24 protein-coding genes are annotated in these 25,339 nt (G+C 29.3%); 10 read left to right on the plus strand and 14 right to left on the minus strand.

From position 1 onward, the window contains the following. Positions 1-65 precede the first annotated feature (65 nt). The 3 genes from FM121_RS05225 (at position 66) to FM121_RS05235 (ending at position 3,148) form a co-directional block, all read left to right on the plus strand. Entirely contained in the window at positions 66-635 is a 570-nt protein-coding gene (locus FM121_RS05225) for a tyrosine-type recombinase/integrase (RefSeq protein ID WP_086951104.1), read from the plus strand. Between the two features lie 110 nt (positions 636-745). Then, positions 746-1,633: a hypothetical protein gene (locus tag FM121_RS05230; RefSeq protein ID WP_086951105.1), complete on the plus strand. Its 888-nt coding sequence runs from the start codon at positions 746-748 to the stop codon at positions 1,631-1,633. An 18-nt stretch (positions 1,634-1,651) separates the two neighbouring features. After that, entirely contained in the window at positions 1,652-3,148 is a 1,497-nt protein-coding gene (locus FM121_RS05235; RefSeq protein ID WP_086951106.1) for an HsdM family class I SAM-dependent methyltransferase, read from the plus strand. A gap of 152 nt (positions 3,149-3,300) precedes the next feature. Here the strand turns inward: FM121_RS05235 and FM121_RS05240 are convergent, their stop codons facing one another. Next, positions 3,301-4,368, minus strand: coding sequence for a DNA methyltransferase (locus FM121_RS05240; protein WP_086951107.1), 1,068 nt, complete (start codon positions 4,366-4,368; stop codon positions 3,301-3,303). Between the two features lie 80 nt (positions 4,369-4,448). On the opposite strand from FM121_RS05240, the gene FM121_RS05245 reads away from it, so the two are divergent. Then, positions 4,449-5,975 carry an ECF-type sigma factor gene (locus tag FM121_RS05245; RefSeq protein ID WP_086951108.1) on the plus strand — a complete coding sequence of 509 codons (1,527 nt, stop codon included), beginning with the start codon at positions 4,449-4,451 and terminating at the stop codon, positions 5,973-5,975. A 489-nt stretch (positions 5,976-6,464) separates the two neighbouring features. On the opposite strand, the gene FM121_RS05250 is transcribed toward FM121_RS05245, so the two are convergent. The 5 genes from FM121_RS05250 to FM121_RS05270 form a co-directional block, all read right to left on the minus strand. Continuing rightward, the gene (locus tag FM121_RS05250; RefSeq protein WP_086951109.1) at positions 6,465-7,121 is read right to left on the minus strand and encodes a CPBP family intramembrane glutamic endopeptidase; all 657 of its coding nucleotides are present in this window, start codon (positions 7,119-7,121) and stop codon (positions 6,465-6,467) included. Between the two features lie 23 nt (positions 7,122-7,144). Continuing rightward, positions 7,145-8,146 (minus strand): nucleotidyltransferase family protein, encoded by a 1,002-nt coding sequence (locus FM121_RS14645; protein ID WP_256958410.1) that lies wholly within the window; start codon positions 8,144-8,146, stop codon positions 7,145-7,147. An 18-nt stretch (positions 8,147-8,164) separates the two neighbouring features. Beyond that, a complete protein-coding gene (locus tag FM121_RS05260) occupies positions 8,165-8,515 on the minus strand; it encodes a MerR family transcriptional regulator (RefSeq protein ID WP_086951110.1) in 351 nt (116 codons plus the stop codon). Positions 8,516-9,040: 525 nt separating this feature from the next. Then, the gene (locus FM121_RS05265) at positions 9,041-9,637 is read right to left on the minus strand and encodes a tyrosine-type recombinase/integrase (RefSeq protein WP_086951111.1); all 597 of its coding nucleotides are present in this window, start codon (positions 9,635-9,637) and stop codon (positions 9,041-9,043) included. Between the two features lie 317 nt (positions 9,638-9,954). Beyond that, positions 9,955-12,309 (minus strand): hypothetical protein, encoded by a 2,355-nt coding sequence (locus FM121_RS05270; protein ID WP_086951112.1) that lies wholly within the window; start codon positions 12,307-12,309, stop codon positions 9,955-9,957. A 321-nt stretch (positions 12,310-12,630) separates the two neighbouring features. On the opposite strand from FM121_RS05270, the gene FM121_RS05275 reads away from it, so the two are divergent. Beyond that, positions 12,631-13,242: a YdcF family protein gene (locus FM121_RS05275; RefSeq protein WP_086951113.1), complete on the plus strand. Its 612-nt coding sequence runs from the start codon at positions 12,631-12,633 to the stop codon at positions 13,240-13,242. Positions 13,243-13,541: 299 nt separating this feature from the next. Here FM121_RS05275 and FM121_RS05280 read toward each other — a convergent pair whose 3' ends face one another. From FM121_RS05280 to FM121_RS05290, 3 genes are read right to left on the minus strand one after another with little or no spacing between them, the layout of a single operon-like run. Continuing rightward, positions 13,542-13,766 (minus strand): hypothetical protein, encoded by a 225-nt coding sequence (locus tag FM121_RS05280; protein ID WP_086951114.1) that lies wholly within the window; start codon positions 13,764-13,766, stop codon positions 13,542-13,544. A 32-nt stretch (positions 13,767-13,798) separates the two neighbouring features. Next, complete coding sequence (locus tag FM121_RS05285; protein WP_086951115.1) at positions 13,799-14,185, minus strand: hypothetical protein; 387 nt, start codon at positions 14,183-14,185, stop codon at positions 13,799-13,801. 19 nt (positions 14,186-14,204) lie between these two features. Then, entirely contained in the window at positions 14,205-14,405 is a 201-nt protein-coding gene (locus tag FM121_RS05290; RefSeq protein WP_086951116.1) for a hypothetical protein, read from the minus strand. Positions 14,406-14,703: 298 nt separating this feature from the next. Between FM121_RS05290 and FM121_RS05295 the strand changes: the two genes are divergently transcribed. The 3 genes from FM121_RS05295 (at position 14,704) to FM121_RS05305 (ending at position 16,404) form a co-directional block, all read left to right on the plus strand. Continuing rightward, positions 14,704-15,153: a hypothetical protein gene (locus FM121_RS05295; RefSeq protein WP_086951117.1), complete on the plus strand. Its 450-nt coding sequence runs from the start codon at positions 14,704-14,706 to the stop codon at positions 15,151-15,153. Further along, positions 15,153-15,890, plus strand: coding sequence for a DUF6681 family protein (locus FM121_RS05300; RefSeq protein ID WP_086951118.1), 738 nt, complete (start codon positions 15,153-15,155; stop codon positions 15,888-15,890). Before FM121_RS05295 ends, FM121_RS05300 begins: the two co-directional genes overlap by 1 nt. Before the next feature lie 103 nt (positions 15,891-15,993). After that, positions 15,994-16,404, plus strand: coding sequence for a GNAT family N-acetyltransferase (locus FM121_RS05305; RefSeq protein ID WP_086951119.1), 411 nt, complete (start codon positions 15,994-15,996; stop codon positions 16,402-16,404). 86 nt (positions 16,405-16,490) lie between these two features. Here the strand turns inward: FM121_RS05305 and FM121_RS05310 are convergent, their stop codons facing one another. The 4 genes from FM121_RS05310 to FM121_RS05325 form a co-directional block, all read right to left on the minus strand. After that, on the minus strand, positions 16,491-16,970 hold the full coding sequence (locus FM121_RS05310; RefSeq protein WP_086951120.1) for a hypothetical protein: 480 nt from the start codon (positions 16,968-16,970) through the stop codon (positions 16,491-16,493). A gap of 14 nt (positions 16,971-16,984) precedes the next feature. Then, on the minus strand, positions 16,985-19,579 hold the full coding sequence (locus FM121_RS05315; protein WP_086951121.1) for a MucBP domain-containing protein: 2,595 nt from the start codon (positions 19,577-19,579) through the stop codon (positions 16,985-16,987). 299 nt (positions 19,580-19,878) lie between these two features. Then, positions 19,879-21,654 carry an ABC transporter ATP-binding protein gene (locus tag FM121_RS05320; RefSeq protein WP_086951122.1) on the minus strand — a complete coding sequence of 592 codons (1,776 nt, stop codon included), beginning with the start codon at positions 21,652-21,654 and terminating at the stop codon, positions 19,879-19,881. 10 nt (positions 21,655-21,664) lie between these two features. Further along, the gene (locus tag FM121_RS05325) at positions 21,665-23,395 is read right to left on the minus strand and encodes an ABC transporter ATP-binding protein (RefSeq protein ID WP_086951123.1); all 1,731 of its coding nucleotides are present in this window, start codon (positions 23,393-23,395) and stop codon (positions 21,665-21,667) included. Between the two features lie 139 nt (positions 23,396-23,534). Between FM121_RS05325 and FM121_RS05330 the strand changes: the two genes are divergently transcribed. Together FM121_RS05330 and FM121_RS05335 are read left to right on the plus strand one after the other, a co-directional pair. Further along, a complete protein-coding gene (locus FM121_RS05330) occupies positions 23,535-23,795 on the plus strand; it encodes a SemiSWEET family transporter (protein WP_086951124.1) in 261 nt (86 codons plus the stop codon). Between the two features lie 34 nt (positions 23,796-23,829). Next, positions 23,830-24,666 carry a helix-turn-helix domain-containing protein gene (locus FM121_RS05335; protein WP_086951125.1) on the plus strand — a complete coding sequence of 279 codons (837 nt, stop codon included), beginning with the start codon at positions 23,830-23,832 and terminating at the stop codon, positions 24,664-24,666. 34 nt (positions 24,667-24,700) lie between these two features. Here FM121_RS05335 and FM121_RS05340 read toward each other — a convergent pair whose 3' ends face one another. Further along, on the minus strand, positions 24,701-25,336 hold the full coding sequence (locus FM121_RS05340; protein ID WP_086951126.1) for a DUF421 domain-containing protein: 636 nt from the start codon (positions 25,334-25,336) through the stop codon (positions 24,701-24,703). Positions 25,337-25,339: the final 3 nt, after the last annotated feature.

The raw sequence follows: 25,339 nt of genomic DNA on the forward strand, positions 1-25,339 counted from the left end.
AAAATAATTAGGCATACTTACCTAGTAAAATAATATAAAAGTATGACCTATTGAGGAGGAGGAAAATGAAAAAAGAACACAAAATTAAAGTTGAGCCGATTAGGGATAAAAAAGTATTAAATGAATTTATTAATGAGTTAAATACTGGGAAAAACGGTAGAAGAAACGTATTGATTTTTAAGATTGGACTTTCAACTGGATTAAGGATTAGTGATATTATTAAAATAAAGGTTTCTGATGTTAAGGGCAAAACTGAATTTGAATTGGTTGAACAAAAAACTACAAAAAAACGTAAAGTATACCTGCATAACGTGCTGACAGAATTAACGGAGTATCTAAACACCTTAGATGATGTCCAGATATGGTTATTCAGTAATACATGGGATAATAGCAAACATATTAGCAGTAATCAATTTTATAAAATATTACAAAAAGCCGCTAATTCTCTAGAATTAGATTATATAGGTACGCATAGTATGCGAAAGACATTTGGCTATTGGTACTACCGAGAATATAAGGACGTTGCTACATTAATGACTATATTCAACCACTCGTCCCCTTCTATCACGCTAAGGTATATAGGGATAACAGATGAAGAGATAAGAAATACTTTAAAGGACTTCAAAATTTTCTAGTTAATCATAAATTTACAAACAATAAATAAGTTCTTAACTTGAAAGTCACTGTAGATGTCCAACCGATTTATTGATAGAATATATACATCAATAAATCGGAGGGCTTTCAAATGATAAAAAAAGAATATTTAGAGTTGTATAGAACTAATTCAGAAAACATTTATAATCAATTAGTTTTACTTCCTAAAGATAAAAAGGAAAAAACTAAAGTTTTTAACCAAAAAATCAGCATGTTTCATAACGGAATAATTAAAGAACTAGAGGAACAATACTCTAAAGAAGCTAATAAAGAAAATGAATTAGAAGAGGTTTTGTTAGCAACCTATTCTTTTTATGTAATGATGCTTGAATTTAGGAATAAATTGTGGGAATACGAGTATATGACCTTTTCACGTAGAATAGGTGAATTGTGGGAACCATTTTGTAAGTTACCATTCTCCCATCCCAAAAATGAGTTATCGCTCATTAAACCTGTAAAATTTGATTCTGTAATTGGTAATTTAGTTGAAACAAATCATAATTTTATAGATACATTAGAAATATCTGAAATAAAAAAACAAATACTAAAAGATAATTATGATAATATTCTAGAGTATGTTAATAGTGGTGTTGTAAACCTAAGTTTAGATTTACATTTTAAACAAAGTGATTATTCTTATAACGTTGATTATAAGAGTGGATTCAGTAGTAATGAAAAGGGTAATACAAATAGATTGTTAATGGTTGGGAGTATATACCATAAAAATTTTAAAAATAATGAAAATATGTTATTTGTACGCCAAAAAAGAGAGGATAACAATCATTATTTACAGACAATTGAAAATTCAGGATACTGGAAAGTTTATTGTGCAGATGAAGCATACACTAAGATTTCAGAATTCACAGGATTTGATTTAAAAAAATGGATGGATATTAACATGGATTGGGAAAATGATATATCTAATGATTTTAAAAACTTTTTAATTAATGGAGATATGATTAAATACCTTACATGGTAAATCAGAAGGGATATAGTAATGAATAAGCAGTTACAATCTTATTATACTAAAAACAGTGTAATTACTGACTATATGATTAATATGTTAGATATACACTCGGGAGAACATATTTTTGAACCTTGTGTTGGAGATGGTGTTTTTATAGATGCTATACTTAAAAAAGAATCAAATATCTTAATAAGTGCTATGGACATAAATAGTAATGAAGTACATAAATTAAAAAAAATATATAAAGACTTTGAAAACATTAAAATTTCGGATGGGGATACATTATTTGATACGGAGTTGGATACCTTAGCAAAAAATAATAAGTATTTTGACAAAATTATTGGAAACCCTCCCTATGGTGCATGGCAAGATATGTCAAAAAGAGCTCTTTTAAAAGATAAGTATGGTACAGACACTTATGTAAAAGAAACATACACTCTATTTATCAAAAGATGTATGTCTCTGCTAAAAAATGGTGGGAAATTATCTTTTATCATTCCTGACACCTTTTTGTACTTACACAACCATGAATCAATACGAAAAATGCTTTTAACTGATACAAAAATCAAAGAAATTTTATTATTTCCTAGTAAATTGTTCCCTGGTGTTTCTTTTGGTTATAGTAAACTTTCAATAATAACTTTAGTTAAAAATAATAATCTTTCTGAAAATCGAAATAATGTAATAAAAATATATTCTGATTTAAAATATAATAAAGATATAGTTGATGTTACAAATAGGACTACAACTAAACAATTCATTGAACTAAAACAAGAAGATATTTTAAGAAATAAAGCTTCGGCATTTTACTTAGCAAACACTGAAATAACAAATCACTTTAACGACGCAGAGGTTACATTAGGCGATATTGCGAATGTTGTTACTGGTATATATACTGGTGATAATAAAAAATATATTTGTAAAGCAAATGATACTGTAAAAAGAGCAAAAGATTACGCTATAGTTCCAAATAATTTAATTAACTTAACTGAACAAAACACAACTGGAATTTCAGCAAAACAGTTTTACATTCCTTTGGTGAAGGGGAGTAGCTCTACAAAGTATTTTAGAAATGAAGATGACTGGTTTATCAACTGGAGTACTGAATCTGTAAATTATTATAAGAGTGGTAAAAAAGCAAGGTTTCAAAACTCAGATTTTTATTTTAAAGAAGGTATCGTAATCCCAATGATAAAATCAAGTAAGATTAACGCTACTTACATAAACAAAAGAGTTTTTGACCAAAGTTTAGTAGGGATTTTCCCAAAGGATTCAGCTTTAATTGAATACATTTTAGCATTTCTTAACTCGGATATAGCTGTTGAATTATTAAAAATAATTAACCCAACAGCTAATAGCTCCGCTAATTATGTAAAAAAACTTCCCATCATTATACCTAGTGATGAAACTAAAGTACAGGTAGAAAATTATGTACATAAAATCAAAGAATCTAAAAATAAGGAAGAGATATTACTTTACCACAACAAATTGAATGAAATATTTAACTTTCTATATAAAAAAAAGTAAAAATAATCAAGTATTCTTGAAATAAAAGCAACTATCAAATCAGTTTTTAGAAAACTAATTTGGTAGTTGTTTATTTTATACAATAAATATTTTTTAGAATATATTCAAGTTAATCTTACAATATGGTTATATATTACGGTGTACATAAACTATTAACAATCAAAATCATACCCTTTATCAGATTTATACTTCACATTAGAAATACTAAAATGACTATCCACCAAGTCATTATTATAAAGTTTTAGAGGTATGCTATTTTTAAAGTATTCAAATCTTTCTATACTCATATCATAGTTTTCTTTTAACATTTCACACGCCACAAAATTCCTATTTAATTCGTAACAAGCCATGGAAATTGACCCACTTCCACTAAAAGTATCCAATATTGTATCCCCTTCTTTTGTATAATTAGAAATTAAATATTGTAATAATCTAGGAGGTTTTTGAGTATCATGAATTCTTTTACCTTTATTTTTTTGTTCAACTTTAGGGACAAAATACCCTTTCGTTATGTTAATAGCATCAAAGATTTCCTTACTTCTTAAACTATTATAGTAAGTTGATAGTGTTTTTGAAATGTTAATTGGATTAGATGAGTCAGCACCTTTAAACAGTTCTTTTTTTAATTCTTCATACGTTCCATGAGCCTCTAGATATTTTAATCGTTCACTTTTTCTTTCAACTAAAAACGAAATAATATATTCGGAAGTTTTTTCAATAGATGCTTTAGAGTGGGCATTATACTTCGTATATTCTAAAAAATCACCACCCAATATATCAAAACCATAATCCCTTTCTAAATCCTTTAATATTAGCTGCATCATTCTACAATTTTCCAATGTATTAAATATAATAACCTTCGCTTTATTCTTAAGCACACCCGATTCTACAAGGTTATAAATATACGTATAAAAATAAACATACACCCTGTCATTCTTTGACAAATTTACTTTTTGAATGTTATTTTCATCAGGTTGATTGTATTTTTCCATAAACTTTGCTTTTAATGGAGAATGTTTTAATAAACTTTCTTTAACCAAAACATCGATACTATCCACAGAATCCCAAATATTTTTATTAGTATTAATCATTCCACGAATATCAATAAAATAAGGTGGGTCAGTAATCACTGCATCTATTGAGTTTTTCTCAATTTTACTTAATAATTCAACATCTTTCATGTTATAAATTTGATTAATATCTAAATTTTTATTCCCCATATTTTTTCTCCTATTTCTGCGATTTTAATAGATATTTATATGTTATCATATTAGTTAATAAATAGAAAAAGGTGATAAAATTGTCTATTAAAAAGGAACTATTTGAGGCAAAAAACTCAATCTTCACTAATATACAAACAATAGAATCTGAAGCTATTTTCCCAAAATATTACAGAAATGCTGTTCTTCCTCTATTAAAAGAAATATATCGTTCTGATTGGGATAACTTAAGACCTAACCCTGATGGGTCATTATATAGGGAAGATACCTTCGATTTATTCAACGATGAACTACTAAATATAACAAAATATAAAACAACAAAAGTTTATTATAAAGATTCTTTTGACTATTACTTGAAAGCCGAGATTGACCATACCCTTCTAACAGCAGAAGAATATGGATTTCTTTTATTTATTAACATACTATTAGATAACTCATTACATAAATATTTACCCTTTTCAGTCATAAAAGACGCTTATACAATCAGTTCAAGCGACTATGATTTAGAATGGCATTTATACGAGGGTTTTGACAGAGATAGCATTAAGTTAGCAACTAGATTCTTTCAGTACCACCTACAAAACAGTAGCTTAACACCAAATTTAACAAATAAAATCTATGATTTTAGTAAATCAGCTACCTATATAAGTGATGTGAATAATGTAAAATCAGTAAGAAGAATACAAAAATACCTTGTATACCTTGATTACTTATTATTTGATTTAATCAAAATTGAAAATGATATCCGTTTAAAAGTAAAAGATGGCAACTATATGGTAGGACAAAAGTATTATACAATTACTACTTTAATTCAAGCCACTAGGCTAGACTTACAACGAAAAGGGTATTCCTCTTACCTTGAATTAAACGACTATTCATGGAAAAAAATACCACTATTAAAAGATACAATAGCTCGAAATTCATACGAAGGTGTTGGGTATTTTCATTTTATGAACGAAGAACTTGGATTAGATGAAAAATTCAACTTAAATAAACTAGAAGAACCATTAATTTATTATGAAAAAATTAGCGGTGGTAAAGATGGTCTTGATATTATTCTTGACGAAGAACCTTTACCTGTACCAAAATTAGATGATTTAAACTCTTTTGATTCCATAGATGAATTAATAAAAGAATTAATGATAAAAAGAGGTTCTGCTACAAAAGAGGAAATAGAAAAGTTAAGCAAAATAAAAAATATAAATGAAATATCATTAAAAGGGATACAAGAAGCTTTAATCATAAGACAACACTTGAAGGAACGACCATTCAGCGTTCTTGCTAAAGAATTAGACACGGCACATATATATAAAGAACTTGAGCTAAACAAAAGTAATCTAACAAAAAATAAGATGGTTTCATTCTTCACCTACTATTGTCAGGAGAAAAATAAAAAACAAGACTTATTAGAAATGATTAATTCTTGTCGTACAATTGATTTTAGAACGGATAAAAGATTAGAAACATTATATAGGGTTAAAAGATACTCTAAAGTAGAATCGATGTATCATAAAGGTTTAACTTTAGAGGAGATAGCTAAAACTCTAAATTGTTCAGTAAGAACTGTTAAATATGATATAGAAAAAATCAAAGAATCATATATGTAAAGTGCAATCCAAATTAAAATCAAACAACTAAAAAAGATTAATATCCACTTAATAAAACCTATTTAAACAGCATATACAATAGTATTCAACACCTATTATTAACTACTAAAGATACTGCTAGATGTGGATTCTGATGTGATTTTTATATTTTAATTTTTAGATGAGATTAAGGAAGATGTAATATTGATTGGAATATTTAGATGATTTTTTCTAATTATTTTATTTTTTGATGTGGAATGTGATGTGAAACACTAAATCAAATGAAATAACGCGTACTATTATCGATTAATAACACTTCAATGTTCCTTTTTGCGCCAATTAATTCACTTTTATTCATATAAACTTCAAAAAAATAACTTAAAAACCTACGTTTCCGTTAATGATGGGCGGTATGATGTAAACTCTTTAAAAGAGGTACATTGATATAAAAGGAACCACATGAGAAATTTTGTTCTCATGTGGTTTTTTGATGTGGAATGTGATGTAAAATTAATAAAACAATATAGTAAATAAATTCCAAACCATGTGAAGCATTATTGGGACAAAGATATTTCTACTTTTAATAAAAGATAAACTAAAAATAATACCTAAAATGAAAACTTGTACAAAGCCACCTGACGACAAATTAGCTGAAAATGTATTAGTTTGTATCCATACTGGGAAATGTATCATTAAAAACAAAACAGAAGAAACAACAATTACCAACCATTTATTAAATTTGATTAAAAGAGTGTTTAAGATTAAACCTCTAAACACTAATTCCTCAGTAATTCCGACAAACAATACACTATTAATAACAGTAATTAGCTTAAAAGAATTTCTTATTTCTAAATTGCCATATTGAAAATATGAACCTATCAATAAGTATAAAATCATTCCCAAAGCTAAAGTAGTCCATTTTTTCCAATCAATTTTAGTATTATAAATTTCAGGAAAAGGGATTGGTAAGTTCTTATTTTTCTTAATTAACAAGTAACTCGGTAAAGACCATACACTTAATTTTATTACCGTTTGAATTAATGTTCCTGTGATTGGTGACAATTTTAAACTTATATATGGCTTTACTAGTAATTCATAAATAGTCCATATAACAAAAAATAAAATTACATACATTGCTAAACTGTTTAATTTTTTCTCTCTAATCATTTATTTCTCCTTATACATATTTATTACCACTTTTTATAATCCAATTCTTCCCATCTTTTCTTCCATTTAGCAACTTTATTATTATAAACAGCTTCATCTATCATCAACCTATTAGGACAAACTATTCCTTTAAACAAATCATTCATGCCATACGGAGCGAATACAATTAGTTCCTCTCCTTCTAGTCTAACACCAATTGAAGTAGCTGTTGTAGGCCATGTACTGATTGCCTCTTCTACTGACTTGTAAGCATTAATTTTTTTGCCGAATGCTTCCTCATACCACAAATGAACTCTTGACTCATTGGCAACGTCTATATCGTATTCATTCAAAGTAAAATTATTTTTTACTGTATTAATAATATTACTTTCCTTTTCTTCTGATAAATCAGTATCATAGTACACAATATCCACATCACTTATGCCGTGATTAAGAGGTTTATTGAGTAAATAATTCCAAACTGTTTGTGTTATTGCTCCTCCACCCACATAATAGTTAGGTAAATTATATTTACTAACTTCTTTTATTATTTGATAGAGTGAATGATTTTTTTCTAAAATATATTGTAATACCTTGATTTGCTTTTGTAATGGCTGATTAACACCAAATACCTCTGTATCTTGTTTAAGTCTTTTTATTATTTCAGCTTGAATATCAGGATAGGTATATTTCATAGGTTCTCCATCTAAAAATACAACTTCTTCCATTTCATATTCTAATTTGTCTGAAAACTCTTCTATTTCTGCCATAAATACTTGTCCGTAATCCTCTAATCCTTCTTTTTCCACACCTAATATAAACAAAGGTTTAATGGTAAACTTAATAGCCCCTGTTTCCTCCATTAATTCCCTTTTAGCACATTCTTCTATTGTTTCATTAGGTTCTCTATGACCACCAGGTATTTCAAAAGTGGTTCTATCTTTATGCCGTACATAAACATTTCTTCCTTTGTACTTAGCTACAATCATTGCGATAATTAGTTGCTCATCACTTATTTTTCCCAAATCATATGTTTTTAATTTCATATATCCTCCATTGTCCTATCAAAGTTTCTTTATTAACTCTTTCCTAACAGTTAGTAAAGCTGACCTTTCTTCGTTTAACTTCTTTAATTCTAAATCAACCCTTGATAACTCAGTATCAATCATATCTAAATTAGACTTCCATTGTTTTTTAGTTCCACAGTATTCTTTATTTTCTTTTATTTGTTTAATAATCTTAATAGGTAATCCCATGTTTCTCAATTCTCTTATGCTTTTGAAATCACTTTGTTCAACTTTTGTAAATTTATACTTCCCTTGTACCTTCTCTGGTGTAAGCAACTGCTCATCTATATAGTATCTAACAGTTTCTTTAGTTGTTTCCATTTCAGTAATAAATTGTCCTATTTGCATTTTTCTCTCCTAAAAGCTTGACGTGTTGTGCACCACACATAGTTTAATAAATTAATAACAAAAAAAGGAGTGTTTTAAAATTGAAAATCCTATTAATTATTTTGTCTTTTTTATATGCTATTTTAATGGCAATTGCATCCATTAAAATAATTTCATTTTCCGAATATCCATTAATTTTTTTATGCAACTTATTGGGAGTGACATTTATAGTATTGTACATCATTGATTATCGCTTTTTGTATCTTGGTATTTTAGTATTATTTATTTCAGCAATCCTAAACGGTTATTTTATACTAAATGGTATTACTATCTCACATGTTTTTGTACGTTTATTTTTTTCTATAACCCTTATAAGTTTGAACTATTTCATACATAAAAATTAACATTTGAAATTTAAACTACTTGAGTTTCTAATTCAAGTAGTTTTTATGTTAGTGTTTAAAATTTTCTTATAAAGTAACTATTTCTTTATTAATGGTACTAACTTTACTCCACCCTTTTAAAGATTTTGGCTTTATCATAACCTTATACCCCTTTTGGTTTCTCAAAATCCAAGTAATCCACCATACATTTAATCCTTTCAGAACTTGGATTAACATAATATCTCTCCGTCATAGCAATACTACTATGCCCCAATGCTTCCGACACTAACTCCAATGGCATATGATTATTTAGTAATCTTGTCCCAAAAGTGTGTCGTAAAATATGCAAATTGAAGTACCTTATATCAAGATACCTACTAACTACATCTTCCATAAATAACTGCCATTTTTGACTTATACTATGAGGTGCATAAGGTTTACCCAATTTATTTTTCGTTTCAGGGATAAATAATGGGTAAGTAGCATTCCATGTAATAGTATCCTTATTCTTTTCTGTAAACTCATTTCTAATCTCAATTTGATTCTGAATAAGTTCTTTTAGTTCCTCTGAAATATAGACTTCTCTAGACCTTCCATTTTTAGGTCTCCCTACTACGAGTCTTTTCTCCTTAGAAGAATCGATACTTTTGTCAATCACAATTACATTTCTAGTAAAATCAAAGCTATTGTTTATGTCTAAAGCAATCAATTCGCCCCTTCTCATACCTGTGTTAAGGGCTAAAAAACGAATACGCCCCAAGTAAAATTAACCTTAAAAGCCTCACTAATAATAATTTCAGTTTCATAATGACTAAAATAATTAACTTTCTTATTTTTAGATGAATCTCTTTTCTTTAAAGAGTATGGTAAACCTTATTCATAGACTCTAAAATAATGGGCGGTATGATGTAAATTCTTTAAAAGACTTACGTTGATATAAAAGAAACCACATGAGGATTTTGTTCTCATGTAGTTTTTTGATGTGTTTTTATTCTTATCGTCGGAAAGCTTCAACACTAATATCGAAAATACTTGATTAAAGAGTTCAGATATTTTTTTAAGTTTCTTAATCCCAACTTAAGCTAAATAATTTGATAAAGCATCATATGCCTCTATTATCTTTAAATCATCTATATTAAGAATAACTTTTTTCTTATTTAATTTCTTATTTTGAGTGTTACTTAATACTTCATTCAAAATAACATCTACATCCTCAATATAAGTTGAAAATGTTTTTTGAAATTTCGTTTGATTACTTTCTAGCTGATTTCCAACATAATTTTGCCAGCGTAAATCCAAATATTTTATATTGTTAATATAGTGATTATATTTTTGTTTATCTATCGAAACTGTTTTATTCGTTTCACTTGAATCAAAGTTCAAAAATAAATCTTCTATCGTTTTTTCTTCTTTTGTTAGAGGCTTAATCACATTGTTCTCTGGTGCAGTCTTGCTGACACTTACTGGTTGTGTTTTTATTTTTTTTACATTCACAGTATTTTTTATATTATCGTAATTATTCTGTGAACTTTCATAAAACTGCTCCCAAGTATTAGTGCTAAATTCAGCTTGCTCACTCATCATTTTTTCAATATTCCATTGATCAATTTCTTTCATCGATAGCAAATTATGTGGAAGTTCTTTAGTTGGTTCATGCTGATTTACTTCTAAAGTAATTAATTTTTCTTGATTTTCAATCAGTAAATTATCATCATGTAGTGGTTCTTGCTCTTCTTCCATCAACTTTGTTTCTAAATTAATTAACTCTTCCTGATTTTCGTCAGATAATAATTCACCTGTTACCTTTTCTAATTCAGATTCTAATCTAACTACTTCTTTTTGACTATCATCCTCTAATCGCCTATTTTCTAGTACCTGATTATTGGCCTTTTCTAATTGTACTTCTAATTTTATTATTTCTTTTTGATTCTCACTTTGTATTTTTTCGTCGGCTAACAATTGACTATTCGTTTTATCTAGCTCTGTTTCTAGTTTTATTAACTCTTTTTGGTTTTTATTTTTTAACTTTTCATCAACTAATAATTGAGCATTTGCCTCTTCTAATTGTACTTCTAATTTTATTAACGCCTTTTGATTTTCATTTTGTAATTTTTTATCCGATAATAATTGACCATTCACTTCGTCTAGCAGTTTTTCTAACTCATCTAACTCTTTTTGACTCATATTCTGTAATTTTTTATCCGATAATAATTGAGTATCTGCTTCTTCTAACTGTGTTTCTAATTCTACCAATTTTATTTCATTTTCATTTTGCAATTTTTCATTTGATAATAATTGGGTATTTACTTCCTTTAGCTGTTTTTCTAATTCATGTAACTCTTCTTGGCTTTCGTTTTGAAGTTTTTCGTCCATTAATAATTGACTAGTTGCTTCATCCAACTGTTTCCTTAATTCCTTTAATTCTTTTTGATTTTCATTTTGTAATTTTTCGTCGGCTAACAATTGACTAGTTGCTTCATCTAACTGCTCTTCTAATCCTATTAACTCTTTTTGAATTTTTTCTTGTAACGTTTCATCAGTTAACAACTGAGTGCTCGCTTCTTTTAGCCGTTTTTCTAATTTTACTAATTCTTTTTGATTGTCATTCTTTATTCTCTCACTAGATAATAATTGATAGTTCATCTCTTCTATCTGTATTTCTAATTTAACTATTTCTTTTTTGCTTTCTTTTTGTCCTTTTTCATTAGACAGCAGTTGTTCTGCCTTCTCTTCTAAAATTACTTGTAAATTATTGATTTCTTTTTGATTATCATCATTCACGACTTCATTTAAGAGTAATTGACTATCTACTTCTTTAATCTTTTCTTCTAAACCAGTAATTTCTTTATAATCATTAACTTGTGGTAACTCATGATCTTTTGTATTTTTATTAAAATCATCTGGTTTTTCAATTGTTGTAGACTGATTATTGGAAATAAAAGAATAGTCCTGATCATTACTTTCTTGTTCCTCGTTAATATTTGATAATTTTTGGAATTGTTGCTCCTCTTGTAGACATAATAAATCGTCAAAATCCACTTCATTGGATGGTGTTGTATAGGCGTTAGTTTTTAAAATATCATTAAAAAGTAACACAGCTTTATTTAAAATTACTTCTCCTTCTTCTTGAGATAGCCTATAAATTGAACTAAAGCTAATAAAGATTCTAATGCCTGTTCCTTCCAGCTCATCATAAAAAGCTCTATATAAAATACTCTCCGTTGATATTTCTTTCCATCTACTAAGTAATGAGAGTATATAAACTAAAAGGGATTCTTTAGATATATCATTAGTGTATAGAGATAACTTAATTTGAGAACTTCCCTCTTGTTTACTATTTTTAGGCATTATTATAATGCTTGATTTTTTTGCACGAACTCGTTCCTTAGTATAAAATTTCCCTTGAACGTTAAAATTATTATTTATATTCATACTATCTCCTTAAAAAATAAAAATAAACACATAGTTAATATATCATTTTATTTTTGTATATAGCAACGCTTTTCGGACATATATAAAAATTGTTATTATTATAGTCCGATTATTTTTCAATATATAACTTAAAATCATTTTTTTATAAGTTAAATTAATAATTTAAGCCTACTTTGACTATCATTAAACTAAACCTTATTTATAATAGTAAAAATACCTACAAGTGTACTGTTTAATTTCTGATTTTCTCATTTCATTTCCAAAATAAATAAGTTATACTGTAAAAAACGTACGTTTAGGACGAACACTACTTCCAAGGAGATGATCATTATCTTTAAAAATAAACTACTCCCAAAGCCACTAAAATTAACTTTCATCACACTGTTAACTTTAGGTATTATTTATACTTGTATCGTTATTTTTTTGATTTTTAGTGGAACTAGAGACAAGCCTACCAAATATCCAGATACTATCTTAGTTCTAGGCGCTCAAGTTAAAGGAACGACAAAAGAAGATGCCTATCCTAGCGTCGTCTTAAAGGAGCGTTTAGATACTGCTACAACTTATATAAAAGATCATTCCGAAGCGACAGTCATCGTCTGTGGTGGACAGGGAACTGATGAACCAGACAGCGAAGCTAATGTTATGAAAAATTATCTAATTAAACAAGGTATTCCTAAAGAAAAGATTATTACCGAAGACACTTCTACTCGAACAAAAGAAAACATCTTAAATGCTCAAAAGAAACAACCACTCAATAATACCGTTATTGTGACAAGTGATTTTCATATTTATCGTGCTAAATTATTAGCTAAAAGATTAGACATCACGGAGGTTAGCGGGCTGCCTGCTATTTCAAATAATTCGGCTATTTTTAAAAGTTATACAAGAGAAATTATTGCCTTAGCATATGGATTACTTTTTGATTGGTAGCTCATATTAAAAAGAGGCATACGCTAATATTCCCTACTTTCGTTAAATACAATCGTTAAAAAACAGTGTCTTTAAATATAACAAATAACCATCTTAACTCGCTAAAGTTAGAAGATGGTTATTTTTTTGATTCTTATCGTCTTTTCTTATTGATATTAAGGTTGAAAAACAGGTATTAGTGACAATGCCTCATAAGGATTCAGCCTTTCTTCAAGAGTCTAGCTACTATTTTTTTACTTCTTTATTCTAAAAAATTTAACATACAATATAGGATATGAATGACAGGACATTTCTTTTTATTAATTTAACGGTGTATTCACTATTTCTACTCCTCGTGAATCCAAGAAGAATTTTATCGAGATAATTACCAATAATATCCCAAAACTAATAAGAAACATTGCTATTTTTTCTTTATTCTTTTCTTTTTGGTCTTTAATTCCTTTAATATTTTTCTGCTTTACAACAATAAAAAAGCCAATGACTAACATTAAAGGTCCGACAAATGTACTGACAATCCATAGCATCGGAATCACTCCCTACTATTTAAATATTTTTTTTAATCTTCCACATAATTCTTTTGAATTTTTTTTAAATTTAATTTAAATAATGATGCTACATAAAATAATGGATTCTTAAAATATTTTTTTTCATAGAATATATTTTCAGTTACCTGATCATTTAAGGGGATAAATTCACCTCTCCAATAACCTTTGAAAAAGGAATTTTTCATGTTAAAAGCATAATACTCTTTCTCTTTTATTTCAGTAATCTTAAACGTGGTTTCTGTTCCCTCTATACTGTATTCTTTAAAATTTTTTTCTGTCAAAATTTCAGTTTTGATTAAATCACTCCGCCAATCTGTTTTTTCTCTATCAACTACTGCATTCCAAATTTCATAGACATTAAAGATTAACACGTCTTTATAAATCGATTGCCTTATCATTCTCACAACTCCTAAATAACTATCCTTTCTTTAACGCTACATAAATTTCAAAAAAATAAAAAAAAAGAACAATTCCTAGAATAACAAGAAGAATACTTATATATGCCCAAATAGCAGGGCGAATTGTTCGATTAGAACTTAGTCTTGTGAATTTAGTTTGAATTGACAAACCTAGAAAGATTAAAAGTGTTCCAAATAAACTACCAACTAAATTTGCCATTATCATCACTCCTCCACTTTAATAACATTATTATACCACGTGTTTATAATATGTTGATAAATAAAAGTTAACTATAAAATAAATTGAAATAAGTTATCAGATATTAAAGACGGGTGAAGAGGAGGATATTGTGAAAAAAATACGTTCCCTTTAAGAAAAGCGGCTCACAAAATGTGCTTAAAAAAAATTTATGCCTGCTCTTTTTCAACAAACTTCTTAATATTCCTTTAGAATTCAAACATTATGCACTTTTTCATGATATTATAACAATAGTTTAATTTCCAAAGGAGCGTTATTTATGTCAAAAAAGAAAATTGTTGCGCCTTTTTTAAAACCAATTGCTATCCTTAGTATCTCTACTGGGATAGGGGCAACAACTGTTGTTTTGGATAGTAATAATTATAAAAGTCCAAAGCCTGCAAAAACAGAACAAACAACCCCTTCATCTAAAGAAGAAAAAAAGAAAAAAATCACTGAAGAAACAACGGTGGAGGACAATTCTAAAAAAACAAAAAATAGTTTTAAAGAAGAGATTACTTCTTCGACTGATGTTGAAACAAAGCAAACTAATGAAGAAAATACTAAAAGAGAGATCAACTCTGAACAAAAGAAAGAGGAACAAAAAACTGAGCAAACAACCCCTATATCTAGTGAAGAACCAACGAAAGACTCAAATGATGTAAACAATAATAACAACAATCTACCTCCTCAATCACCAACTAAACCAGATGAAGGAGGAAACAAATAATGGAAGCTCTCATTGCTGTACTTTTAGCTAATATTGGTAAATTTTTAAATTACTTAAATATTAACCCAAGACTACAAAATAAAATTATGACTGTCGTTAGTATTTTTCCTACACTCTATATTTTACGTATCGTTCGTGGATATTTTTCAAATAACAACTATATTAAAGGATCAATCTACCTAATTATTTTCATTATTCTAACTTACTTTATTATTATTAATTTCGTTTATTATTTTAAAAATCGAAAGGTTAAATGGGATGTGACTAATTTTATCGAAGATATTGTTCCAGAGGATTTAACTTTTGATAACCCTAATAATATTACTACCTCTCAAACTTCTGGGTTACAAGGGAAAAAAGTACCACTTGTTTTTAATGAGGAAAGTCCGTTTATCATTGAACAAATTATTGATGAATTAATTCAACAGGGTCAAATTAAAAAACAAGATTTAGAAAAAAATGCTTATTTAATAGGGAAATACGAATTGATTCCTTTTTATAAAATAAGAAATCATGCATTATGGATTGGTAGTAGCTATCGTGATATGAAAGAGGTTGCGAAAATAAAGCTCTCAGAGGACGCAGGTACCCTTATTCCTCTAGGTGTCTTTATACTAGGAGGAACCTATCAAATTGACGGTATCACGTATAAAGAGCCTTATACAGTACAATTAAGAGTTAAAGGTGAAGAAGATAGTCTAGAAGGTTTGACACGTTCTAGTAGATCGAAAAAATAGTCTGGAATTCAGACTATTTTTTTACTTAAATATAGGGTATTCTATAAGTAACTAATATACTTTGAAAGTATTATTAAACATAGTAAAAAGGAGCTTCTCACTCATGAAAGATTTTACACACCCAAAATTTCCAACTATCCACATTAAATTATTAAAAACTGATGATCACCTAAAACAATTGCATGCTTTATTAAAAAATTCAGAATCTATAACTAACTTTATCCCAGAAGGAACTTCTTCTGATAATAAGTATCTTTATGGTATTTTTGATGAAACTAAATTAATTGGTGTTATTGATTTAATTGAAGATTATCCTGAAAGACAAACTGCTTTTATTCATCAGTTTATTCTAGAAAAAGATTATTTAAGTAATGATCTACCTAGTATTCTTTATATGTCTCTTGAAAAAACAGCTCAAGAAACTGGTATTCAAGAAATGAATATAGATAATGAGTTATCTAAAAATGATATGTGGTCTGACTTCGGTTTTGTGAATAATAAAAAAGAAATTTAAATAAAAAAGGATCAATCACCTTAAACCAAAGGTGATTGATCCTTTTTAAAACGCTATAAGTGTCGTGGCACTTATAGCATTCTTTTTTATTTTTTACTTGTATCTTTCATTGCTGTTTCTACTTCTTTTAATTGATTGGTTAGTCCTTCTTTAAGTTTACCGTCTTCAAGTTTGCTTACATTTTCTTCAGCTTTTTTAAATTCAGTTTTCTTAATATCTGTTCTAACTTCTTTTTTTGGCATATCTGAATACAAATCAGCAACTCCAGTCATTGCTTCTCTGGTGTCTTTTCCTGTTTTAGCTTCTTCACTTTTTTTATCTACAACTTGTGTTTCAACTTTTTTAGTACTTGATTTATTATTCATTTGTTGATACCCGATCACACCAATTAAAAGCGCCAGAATAATAACAACAATTGAGATTATTTTATTTTTATTACTCTTTTGTTGACTGGCATTGTCAACTCGACTAACATTTCCAACATCACTTTGTTGCTCAGTAGCATCTAGTTTGTTTTCAACATCATCATTGATTTCTTTATTTTCAACTTGTTCTTCTGGTATCACTTAATTCATCAACCTTATTTATTTTTTCTGAAAAATACAAATGCTGCAGTTAACATTGACATGAAACCACCTGCAAGTAAACCTGCGCTAGCTGCTTCGCCTGTTTGTGGTAAAGTTGCTTTTTTATCAGTTTTAGTTGCTTTTGTTGCTTTATTTTCAATTTTCTTAGGATCTTTTTTGTTTCCTTTTTTGTCGTCAATTACTTTTTTACCTTCTACTTTTTCATAAGTAAATGAAACAGTTTGAGGGCTATCTGTAAATGTTAATACGATTGAAGCAGGACTTACTAATTTGTATCCTTCAATTTCTGCTGCGAAGAATTCATAAACATCTCCAATTTTAGCAGTTAAACTGTTTGATTTAATAAGTTCTTTACCATCTTTATCGACATATTTAACTGTTACTGTACTTTCTGTTACTTTTGCTTCTTCTACTTTATCATAAGCAAATGTAATTGTTTGTCCGCCATCTTTGAATTCTACATCAATACTTGCAGGACCATCTACTACATAGCCAGCAATATTCGCTGCATTAAACGTATGTGTTTCGCCAATGTCTTTTGTTAAGCTTTCTGATTCTTTAATTTCTTTTCCAGCTTTATCAACATGTTTCACTGTTACTGTACTTTGTGTTTCTTTTGCTTCTTCATCGTAAGTAAATGTAATTGTTTGTGGGCTATCTTTGAATTCTACATCAATACTTGCTGGGCCATCTACTACATAGCCAACAATATTCGCTGCATTAAACGTATGTGTTTCGCCAATGTCTTTTGTTAAGCTCTCTGATTCTTTAATTTCTTTTCCAGCTTTATCAACATGTTTCACTGTTACTGTACTTTGTGTTTCTTTTGCTTCTTCATTGTAAGTAAATGTAATTGTTTGTGGGCTATCTTTGAATTCTACGTTAATACTTGCTGGACCATCTACTACATAGCCGGCAATATTTGCTGCATCAAACGTATGTGTTTCGCCAATGTCTTTTGTTAAGCTTTCTGATTCTTTAATTTCTTTTCCAGCTTTATCAACATACTTAACTGTTACTGTACTTTCTTTTGCTGCTGCTTCAAATTCAACTTTAAATCCTAATGCTCTTAATTCATCAATTGATTTTGCATCATTGATTTTAGCTGTTAATTCCCAAGCTTCTTCATATGTTACTAAACCATTTTCAAACCATTCTTTTAATTCTGCAAAAGCAATGTCTTTTCCTGTTTCTAAATACACATCTTTTTCTTCTACAGCTTTGTAAGTAAATGTAATTGTTTGTGGACTATCTGTAAATGTAGCTTCGAATAATCCGTTTCCTACTACTTCGTAACCTTTGATTTCTGCTGCTTTAAATGTTTGTTTTTCTCCAACTTTAGCTTGTTTGCTTTCTGATGCTTTAATTTCTTTTCCAGCTTCGTCAACATAATTAACTGTTACTGTACTTTCTTTTTCATTTGTTTCTAAATTACCTAAGAAACCTAAGGCTCTTAATTCTTCAAATGATTTAGCATCATTAATTTTTGCTGTTAATTCCCAAGCTTCTTCATGAGATACTAGGTCATTTTCAAACCATTCTTTTAGTTCTGCAAATGCTAAATCTTTTGCATTTTCTAAAGCTTTGTCTACTTCTGGTGTTGTTGTTTCTCCAGTTAAGAATCCTAGTGCTTTTAATTCATCAAGTGATTTTGCATCATTGATTTTAGCTGTTAATTCCCAAGTTTCTTCATAAGTTACTAAATCTTCTTCAAACCATTTTTTTAATTCTGCGAAAGCTTGGTCTTTTAATTTTTCTAATTCTTTGTTTACTTCTGGTGTTGTTGGTTCAGTTGGTTGATAATTCATTAATTTGTTGATTTCTTCAACTGATGTTGCTGCTGTAATAGCTAAGTCTAAACTATTAGCTTGTTCTTGTGTTAAGTAATCCATTTCTAATTGTGTTTTAACATCTGCTAATGCTTTTTCTTTTGCTTTTTCTAATTCAGTTTTTTCTACTGGTTTTGGTTTTTCTGGTGTTTTTTTGCCTAATGCTGCATTTACTTGTTCGATAGTTTTTGCATCTTTAACTGCTACTTCCATTCCCCAAGCTTCATTTTCATCAATTACTCCATATGCAACACGTGCTGCGATTTCTTCTAATGCTTCATCTTTTGCTTTTTCTAATTCAGTTTTTTCTGCTGGTTTTGGTTTCTCTGGAGCTTTTTTACCTAAAACTGCATAAACTGCATCAACAGTTGTTGCTGCATTCACATCATTTTCAAGTCCTACAGATTCCCAACCATCAAGCATACCAGAGGCTACGCGAGCTGCGATTTCTTCTAAAGCATCTGCCTTAGCAGCTTCTAAAGCTTTTTCTGCTTCTGTTTTTTCTGCTTTTTGTGTTGCTTCTTTCGGTGCGTTTACTTCTTTTGACGCGTCCGCTTTTGGTACTTCTGGTGTTTCTACTGTTTCTTTCGATGTTTCAGTAGGTGCTTGTACTTCGTCTTTCTTAACTTCTTTTTCATCTTTTACTGACTCAGAAGTTTTTGTTGCTTCCACTGCTTGTGCTGTTGTTGAATAAACAGGCGCTACTACAGTTCCTGCTAATAATGCTAATGTTGCTGTTGCTAATTTTACTTTTTTCATGAATTTCTCTCTCCTCTTACTAATATCCTATTTTTTAAATTATTTTGTTCCCAAATATACATAAATATTACATACTACATTCTAATTAAACCACAAAAGCTTTTTTTGTCAATAACATCTATAAAAAAGCACTATCAAAAAAATAATTGATTATAAAAAGTATGTTTGAAGTCACTTTAAGAACCTAATACTATCAATATATACATCATTTTTTTGTGATTTATCTCTTTTTTTAAATACTCTTTTTTTATAAAAAGTATCTTTTTAATATACCTGCTATTTATTTAAAAAATATTCTATTAGTCTTCAAATTGGGAATAATATAATCCTGCATAATGCCCCTTAATTTGTAGTAACTCCTCATGCGTTCCTTTTTCTTTTACCTTACCTTCGTCAATAACTAAAATTTCATCACAATTTTTAATCGTTGATAATCTATGAGCAATAATGAAAGATGTTCTGTTTTTTAATAACTCATTTAATCCTTGTTGTAGCAGCTCTTCTGTGGCTGTATCAATATTTGCTGTGGCTTCATCTAATATTAAAATTTTAGGATCAGCTAGTAAGACTCTTGCAAATGAAATTAATTGCTGTTGCCCACTTGATAAGGTACTTCCTCTTTCTTCCACTATTGTGTCATAGCCATTAGGCATTTTTTCGATAAAATCATGGGCACGAACTAATCGACTGGCTTCGATGATTTCCTCTTTTGTTGCATCTAATTTTCCATACCTAATATTTTCTAATATCGTTCCAGAAAAGATAAATGTATCTTGTAACATGACTCCAATTTGTTTTCTTAAAGATAATAGCTGAACATCACGTATATTGATACCATCAATTGTCACTGAACCTTCTGTCACATCATAGAAACGATTAATCAAATTAATAACAGTTGTTTTCCCTGCTCCTGTTGGTCCAACTAAGGCAATGCTCTTACCAGCTTCAACGTTAAAATCTAAATCATTCAATATTTTGGCACCTTCTGTTTCATATTGGAACACAACATGGTTAAACGTTACCTCTCCTTTAATTGGAGGTAAAACTATGGCATTTTCTTGATCTTTAATCAAAGGTTCTTCATCTAATGTTTCAAAAATCCGTTCTAGGTACGCAGTAGCGGTTACTAATTGATTATAGAAATTACCAATATTAATGATAGGATTCCAAAAATTAGTCATATAAGCCATAAATGCAATCAATGTACCTGTTGTTACTTCAATTCCAATTTGTTTAGCTCCAATATAATAAAGAAAACAAATTGTTAAAACAGAAGTCATCTCGACTGCTGGCCATAATAGACGCATAATTTGAACAGCTTTCATCCATGCACTTCGGTATTGGTTTGATAAATCCTCAAAAATATCTTGTTTTTTATTTTCCTTCGTAAAAGATTGCGTAATTCGAACACCTGAAATACTTTCATGAATATACGCTGTTAAATTCGATTGCTTGTTGCTTAATGTCTGATAAGCTACTCTTTGGTATCTTTGAATTACAAAAGTAGCAACAATTAGTACAGGTAAAAAAAGTAAACTATAAAAGGCTAACTTAACATCAATCATAAACATCACAACTAGTGTTATCAGCATATTAATGATATCTGATAAAAAATTTATTAATCCATTACTTAGAAGATCACTCAATGTATTAATATAATTCACCACACGAATCAATATTTTTCCATGTGGTTTAGAATCATAATAAGAAAATGGTAATTTTTGAATATGAATAAAAATATCCGAACGCATATCTTTTAATATTTTTTGACCTAATTCGGTGATTTTTAAAATCCGATATCTCATACACCAAGCAATAATTAATAATGAGATAAGATAGACGCTTCCCATTTGTAACAATTTTACTTTTTCTTTATTAGGAATAAATTCATCTATTGTTAATTTCATAAAATAAGGTCCTAGCATTCCGACTAAATTAGAAATAACGATAATAAATAGAATAACTAATACTGATTTTTTATACGGTTTGATGTAAGTTCCCAATCTTTTATAGTCATGCCAACTAAATGATTTTGTCAGTTCTTCATCTGTTTGATACGTATTTCTTTTTGCCATTTTCCCTCACCTACTTCAATCCTAATTGTTTTTCATATAACGTACGATAGATACTCTCTCTATCTGCCATTAAGGTTTCATGATTACCTCTTTCAGCAATTCGACCCTCTTCTAATACCAAAATAATATCAGCCTCTTTTACCGAACTAATTCGATGAGCAATAATAAAAGTTGTCGTACCATCAATCGCTTCTTTTAATCCTTCTTGTATTTTTGTTTCTGTGGTCATATCTACTGCCGATGTCGTATCATCTAAAATCAAAATTGCTGGTTTTGTCATAAGAGATCTCGCCAAGGATATTCTTTGTTTTTGTCCACCTGACAAGCCAACGCCTCGCTCACCAACAATCGTTTGATAGCCTTCAGGCAGTCTTTCGATAAACTGATGGGCATCTGCAATATTCGATATTCTTTCCATATAGCCCATATCCACTTGGTCTACACCAAACGATAAATTTTCTTCTATTGAATCTGAGAATAAGAAGGCATCTTGCATTACAAGTGATATATTTTCTCTGAGTTGTTTCAAAGACCATTCATTAATATCTTTTCCACCTATTTGAATGGAGCCAGAAGTCGCTTCATAAAAACGGCCAATCAGATGAACTAATGTTGTTTTACCTGATCCTGTCTTACCTAAAATCCCTACAACTTGTCCAGGTTCAATCCTAAAGTTGATATCTTTTAAAACAGCTGTTGTCGTATCATCTGGAAAGGAGAAGTTCACATCTTCAAATATTACTTCACCTGTAAAATCATTTTGTTCTATTTCTTCCTTAGATTTTATTTGAACTGGTTCGTCTAGTAACGCTCTAATTTTAACTGAACTAGCAAAAAAACGTTGTGTGTCACTGATAATCCAGCCACTATTTCTAAGAGGATTATTTAACATCCATAGATAATTAGTAAACGTTACTAACGCTCCGATTGATAGAGAACCATTTATCGCTAAGAATCCACCTACTACTAAAGTCAATACAGACAAAACACCTGAAAAGAACTCCAACCAAGGGAGATAAGTACTCAAGACTTGGGCTGACTCCATATTTTTTTCCATGTAATCGTCATTTACCTTATCGAATTTTTCGATTTCATATTCTTCTCTAGCAAAAGCCTTAACAACTCGATTCCCACCAATATTTTCTTCTACCATTGAATTCAATCTCGAAAAAGATTCCCTAATAGCATAAAATTTCGGATAAATTCCTTTAGACAATTTACTTTGAAGAATATAGATAAACGGTGTAATGACAATCATACATAAAGCTAACACTGGGTCAATTTTAAACATGACGATTATAGCTAAAATAAACCATAGAACGTTTTCCACAATCGTTGACGCTAACCACGAAACAAAATGACGAACTGCATCGATATCTCCAGTCATATGAGCGAGAATATCTCCGACACGAGTATGATTGAAATAATCAAAATCTAACACATGAATTTTACGGTACATGTCATTTCTTAAATCAAATAAAACATCCTGCCCCACTTGTTCAAACATGTTTTGATAGATATAACGTGTGATAATTTTTAAAACGGTTACACCAATTAAAATACTTAAGTATAAAACTAAATTTTGATCCCCTTTACCTGTTACAATATTATCTACAATCAATCCAATCACAACCGGATTAATCACTTGCAGTCCTGCACAAAATATCAAAATGATACTGGCTATAATTTCTGTTTTTAGATATGGCTTCACATAACCATATATCCATTTTAAATGACTCATTTCCTCAACTCCCTTAATGAAATACTTGTCTTATAATACCTGTAAACGCCCACCTAAAACATGGCATATCTTACCCATTTGATGTACTATATTATTATAGTAACTTTACTTTTTACTCTATAGAAAGAAGGAGATTATCATAAAACAAGAGAAGTTTATTAAATACTTGAGTTGGGTTGCTACTGCAATGTCGATCATGATGTATGTCTCTTATATTCCTCAAATTATAGATAATTTAAATGGTTCAAAAGGAAATCCTATCCAACCACTTGTCGCAGCAATTAATTGTTCTTTGTGGGTTCTTTATGGAATTGGTAAAAAACCAAGAGATTTACCAATTGCCATTGCTAATTTACCAGGTATTATTTTTGGCTTGATTGCCTTTGCTACTGCACTGTAATCTTAGAAACTTCATTAAAATAAGGAGTCTGTTCATGTTAGAACCTGTCAAATCTACCTTCACCCCTGATATTCTCTATATTGCTGATGGCTATTTCAAAAAAGGAGAAAGAGCGCCTCTGCATTACCATGATACAATTGAAATTAGTATTGTTCTAAACGGGCCTAGTCACTACTTTATCAATCATCAGCATTACCTTGTGGAAACTGGAGATATCATTATTTTAAATCCTTATACCTTACACTACGAGGAAGAAACAGATGGCACTAGTCATCATTTACATTTAGGCATTGATAATTTCCAATTTTTAGGTTACGAAAAAAATGTGATACCTGTTGAATCACCTATCATTCGTTCTCAGCATTCAAATTACTTTAAACAACTTATAAAACGCTTATTAGATGAAAAAAAAGTGGCCCATTTATATCAAGAAATGGCCATTCAACTGTTAACAACAGATTTACTTATTCTTATCTTAAGAGAAATTGAAAAACAACAATTACCCATTCATCCAATGAATCAAAAAGAAAAGGATAAGACTATTCTGGCAAATTCCATTAAATACTATTTAGAGACTCACCATTCCGAAGATATCAGTTTAGAAAGTTTGTCTAGTTCTATGTATATTAGCCCAACTTATATGTCTAAGTTATTTAAACAAGAAACTGGTGAAAGTCCTATTAATTATTTAATTAAAGTTCGGATGGAAAAAGCAAAGGAGTTACTTGTTCAAAATCAATTTAGTATTAAAGAGATTGCTGATTTAGTCGGCTACCAAGATGCTTATCACTTTAGTAAACTCTTTAAAAAATATACTAGCATGTCACCTAGTGAGTATATAAAAGAGCCCATAAATAAAAAAATAGAATGAAGCTGACATTTTTTAATGCCAACTTCGTTCTATTTTATTTTTTATCATATAAACTTAGATACAGGTTACCATTGTTGTATTCACCTAGATAAACATTAGAAAGCTCAGTTTTTTGTTTTTCTAACTCTTTACTAAGCCATTCTCTGTCTTTATCAAAAGTTTCCAACATATCATCATCAACAAATCCATTGGTTATAATAGGAAATCTTACTAGTTCTTCACCATATAAAATAATCGTTAGCTGTCCATTTTGTTCCTGAATAGCCCTTTTAACTTGTCGTGTATCATAAACATTTGATGCTCGTAATTTAAACATTAAATCACTGGCTGATATTCCTTTTTTAGCACAACTTTCAACAATCACTTCCCCATTCTTGATTAAAGTCACTGGTTGACCATCAATTAACCGTTTAACGAGACTAACATTTTCTTTTAGATATTTAAAAAGTGTCACCAAAAAAGTCCACATAATTAACACCAAGAAAAATTGTAGAATAGAGACTTGACTGTTGTAAATCATCCCCCCTATAATTCCCCCTAGCACAAAATTTTGAAGTTGGTCCAGCGAAGAAGTAGGTGCTAGATTGCTTTTCCCTAGTAAGTTCATTTGAAATATCAGCGAGATTAAGCCAATCGCCAATTTTATACCTATTTCTAAATATTCTTTCATTCC

It is taken from the genome of Vagococcus fluvialis bH819 (assembly GCF_900163795.1).
GTDB classification, from domain to species: domain Bacteria; phylum Bacillota; class Bacilli; order Lactobacillales; family Vagococcaceae; genus Vagococcus; species Vagococcus fluvialis_A.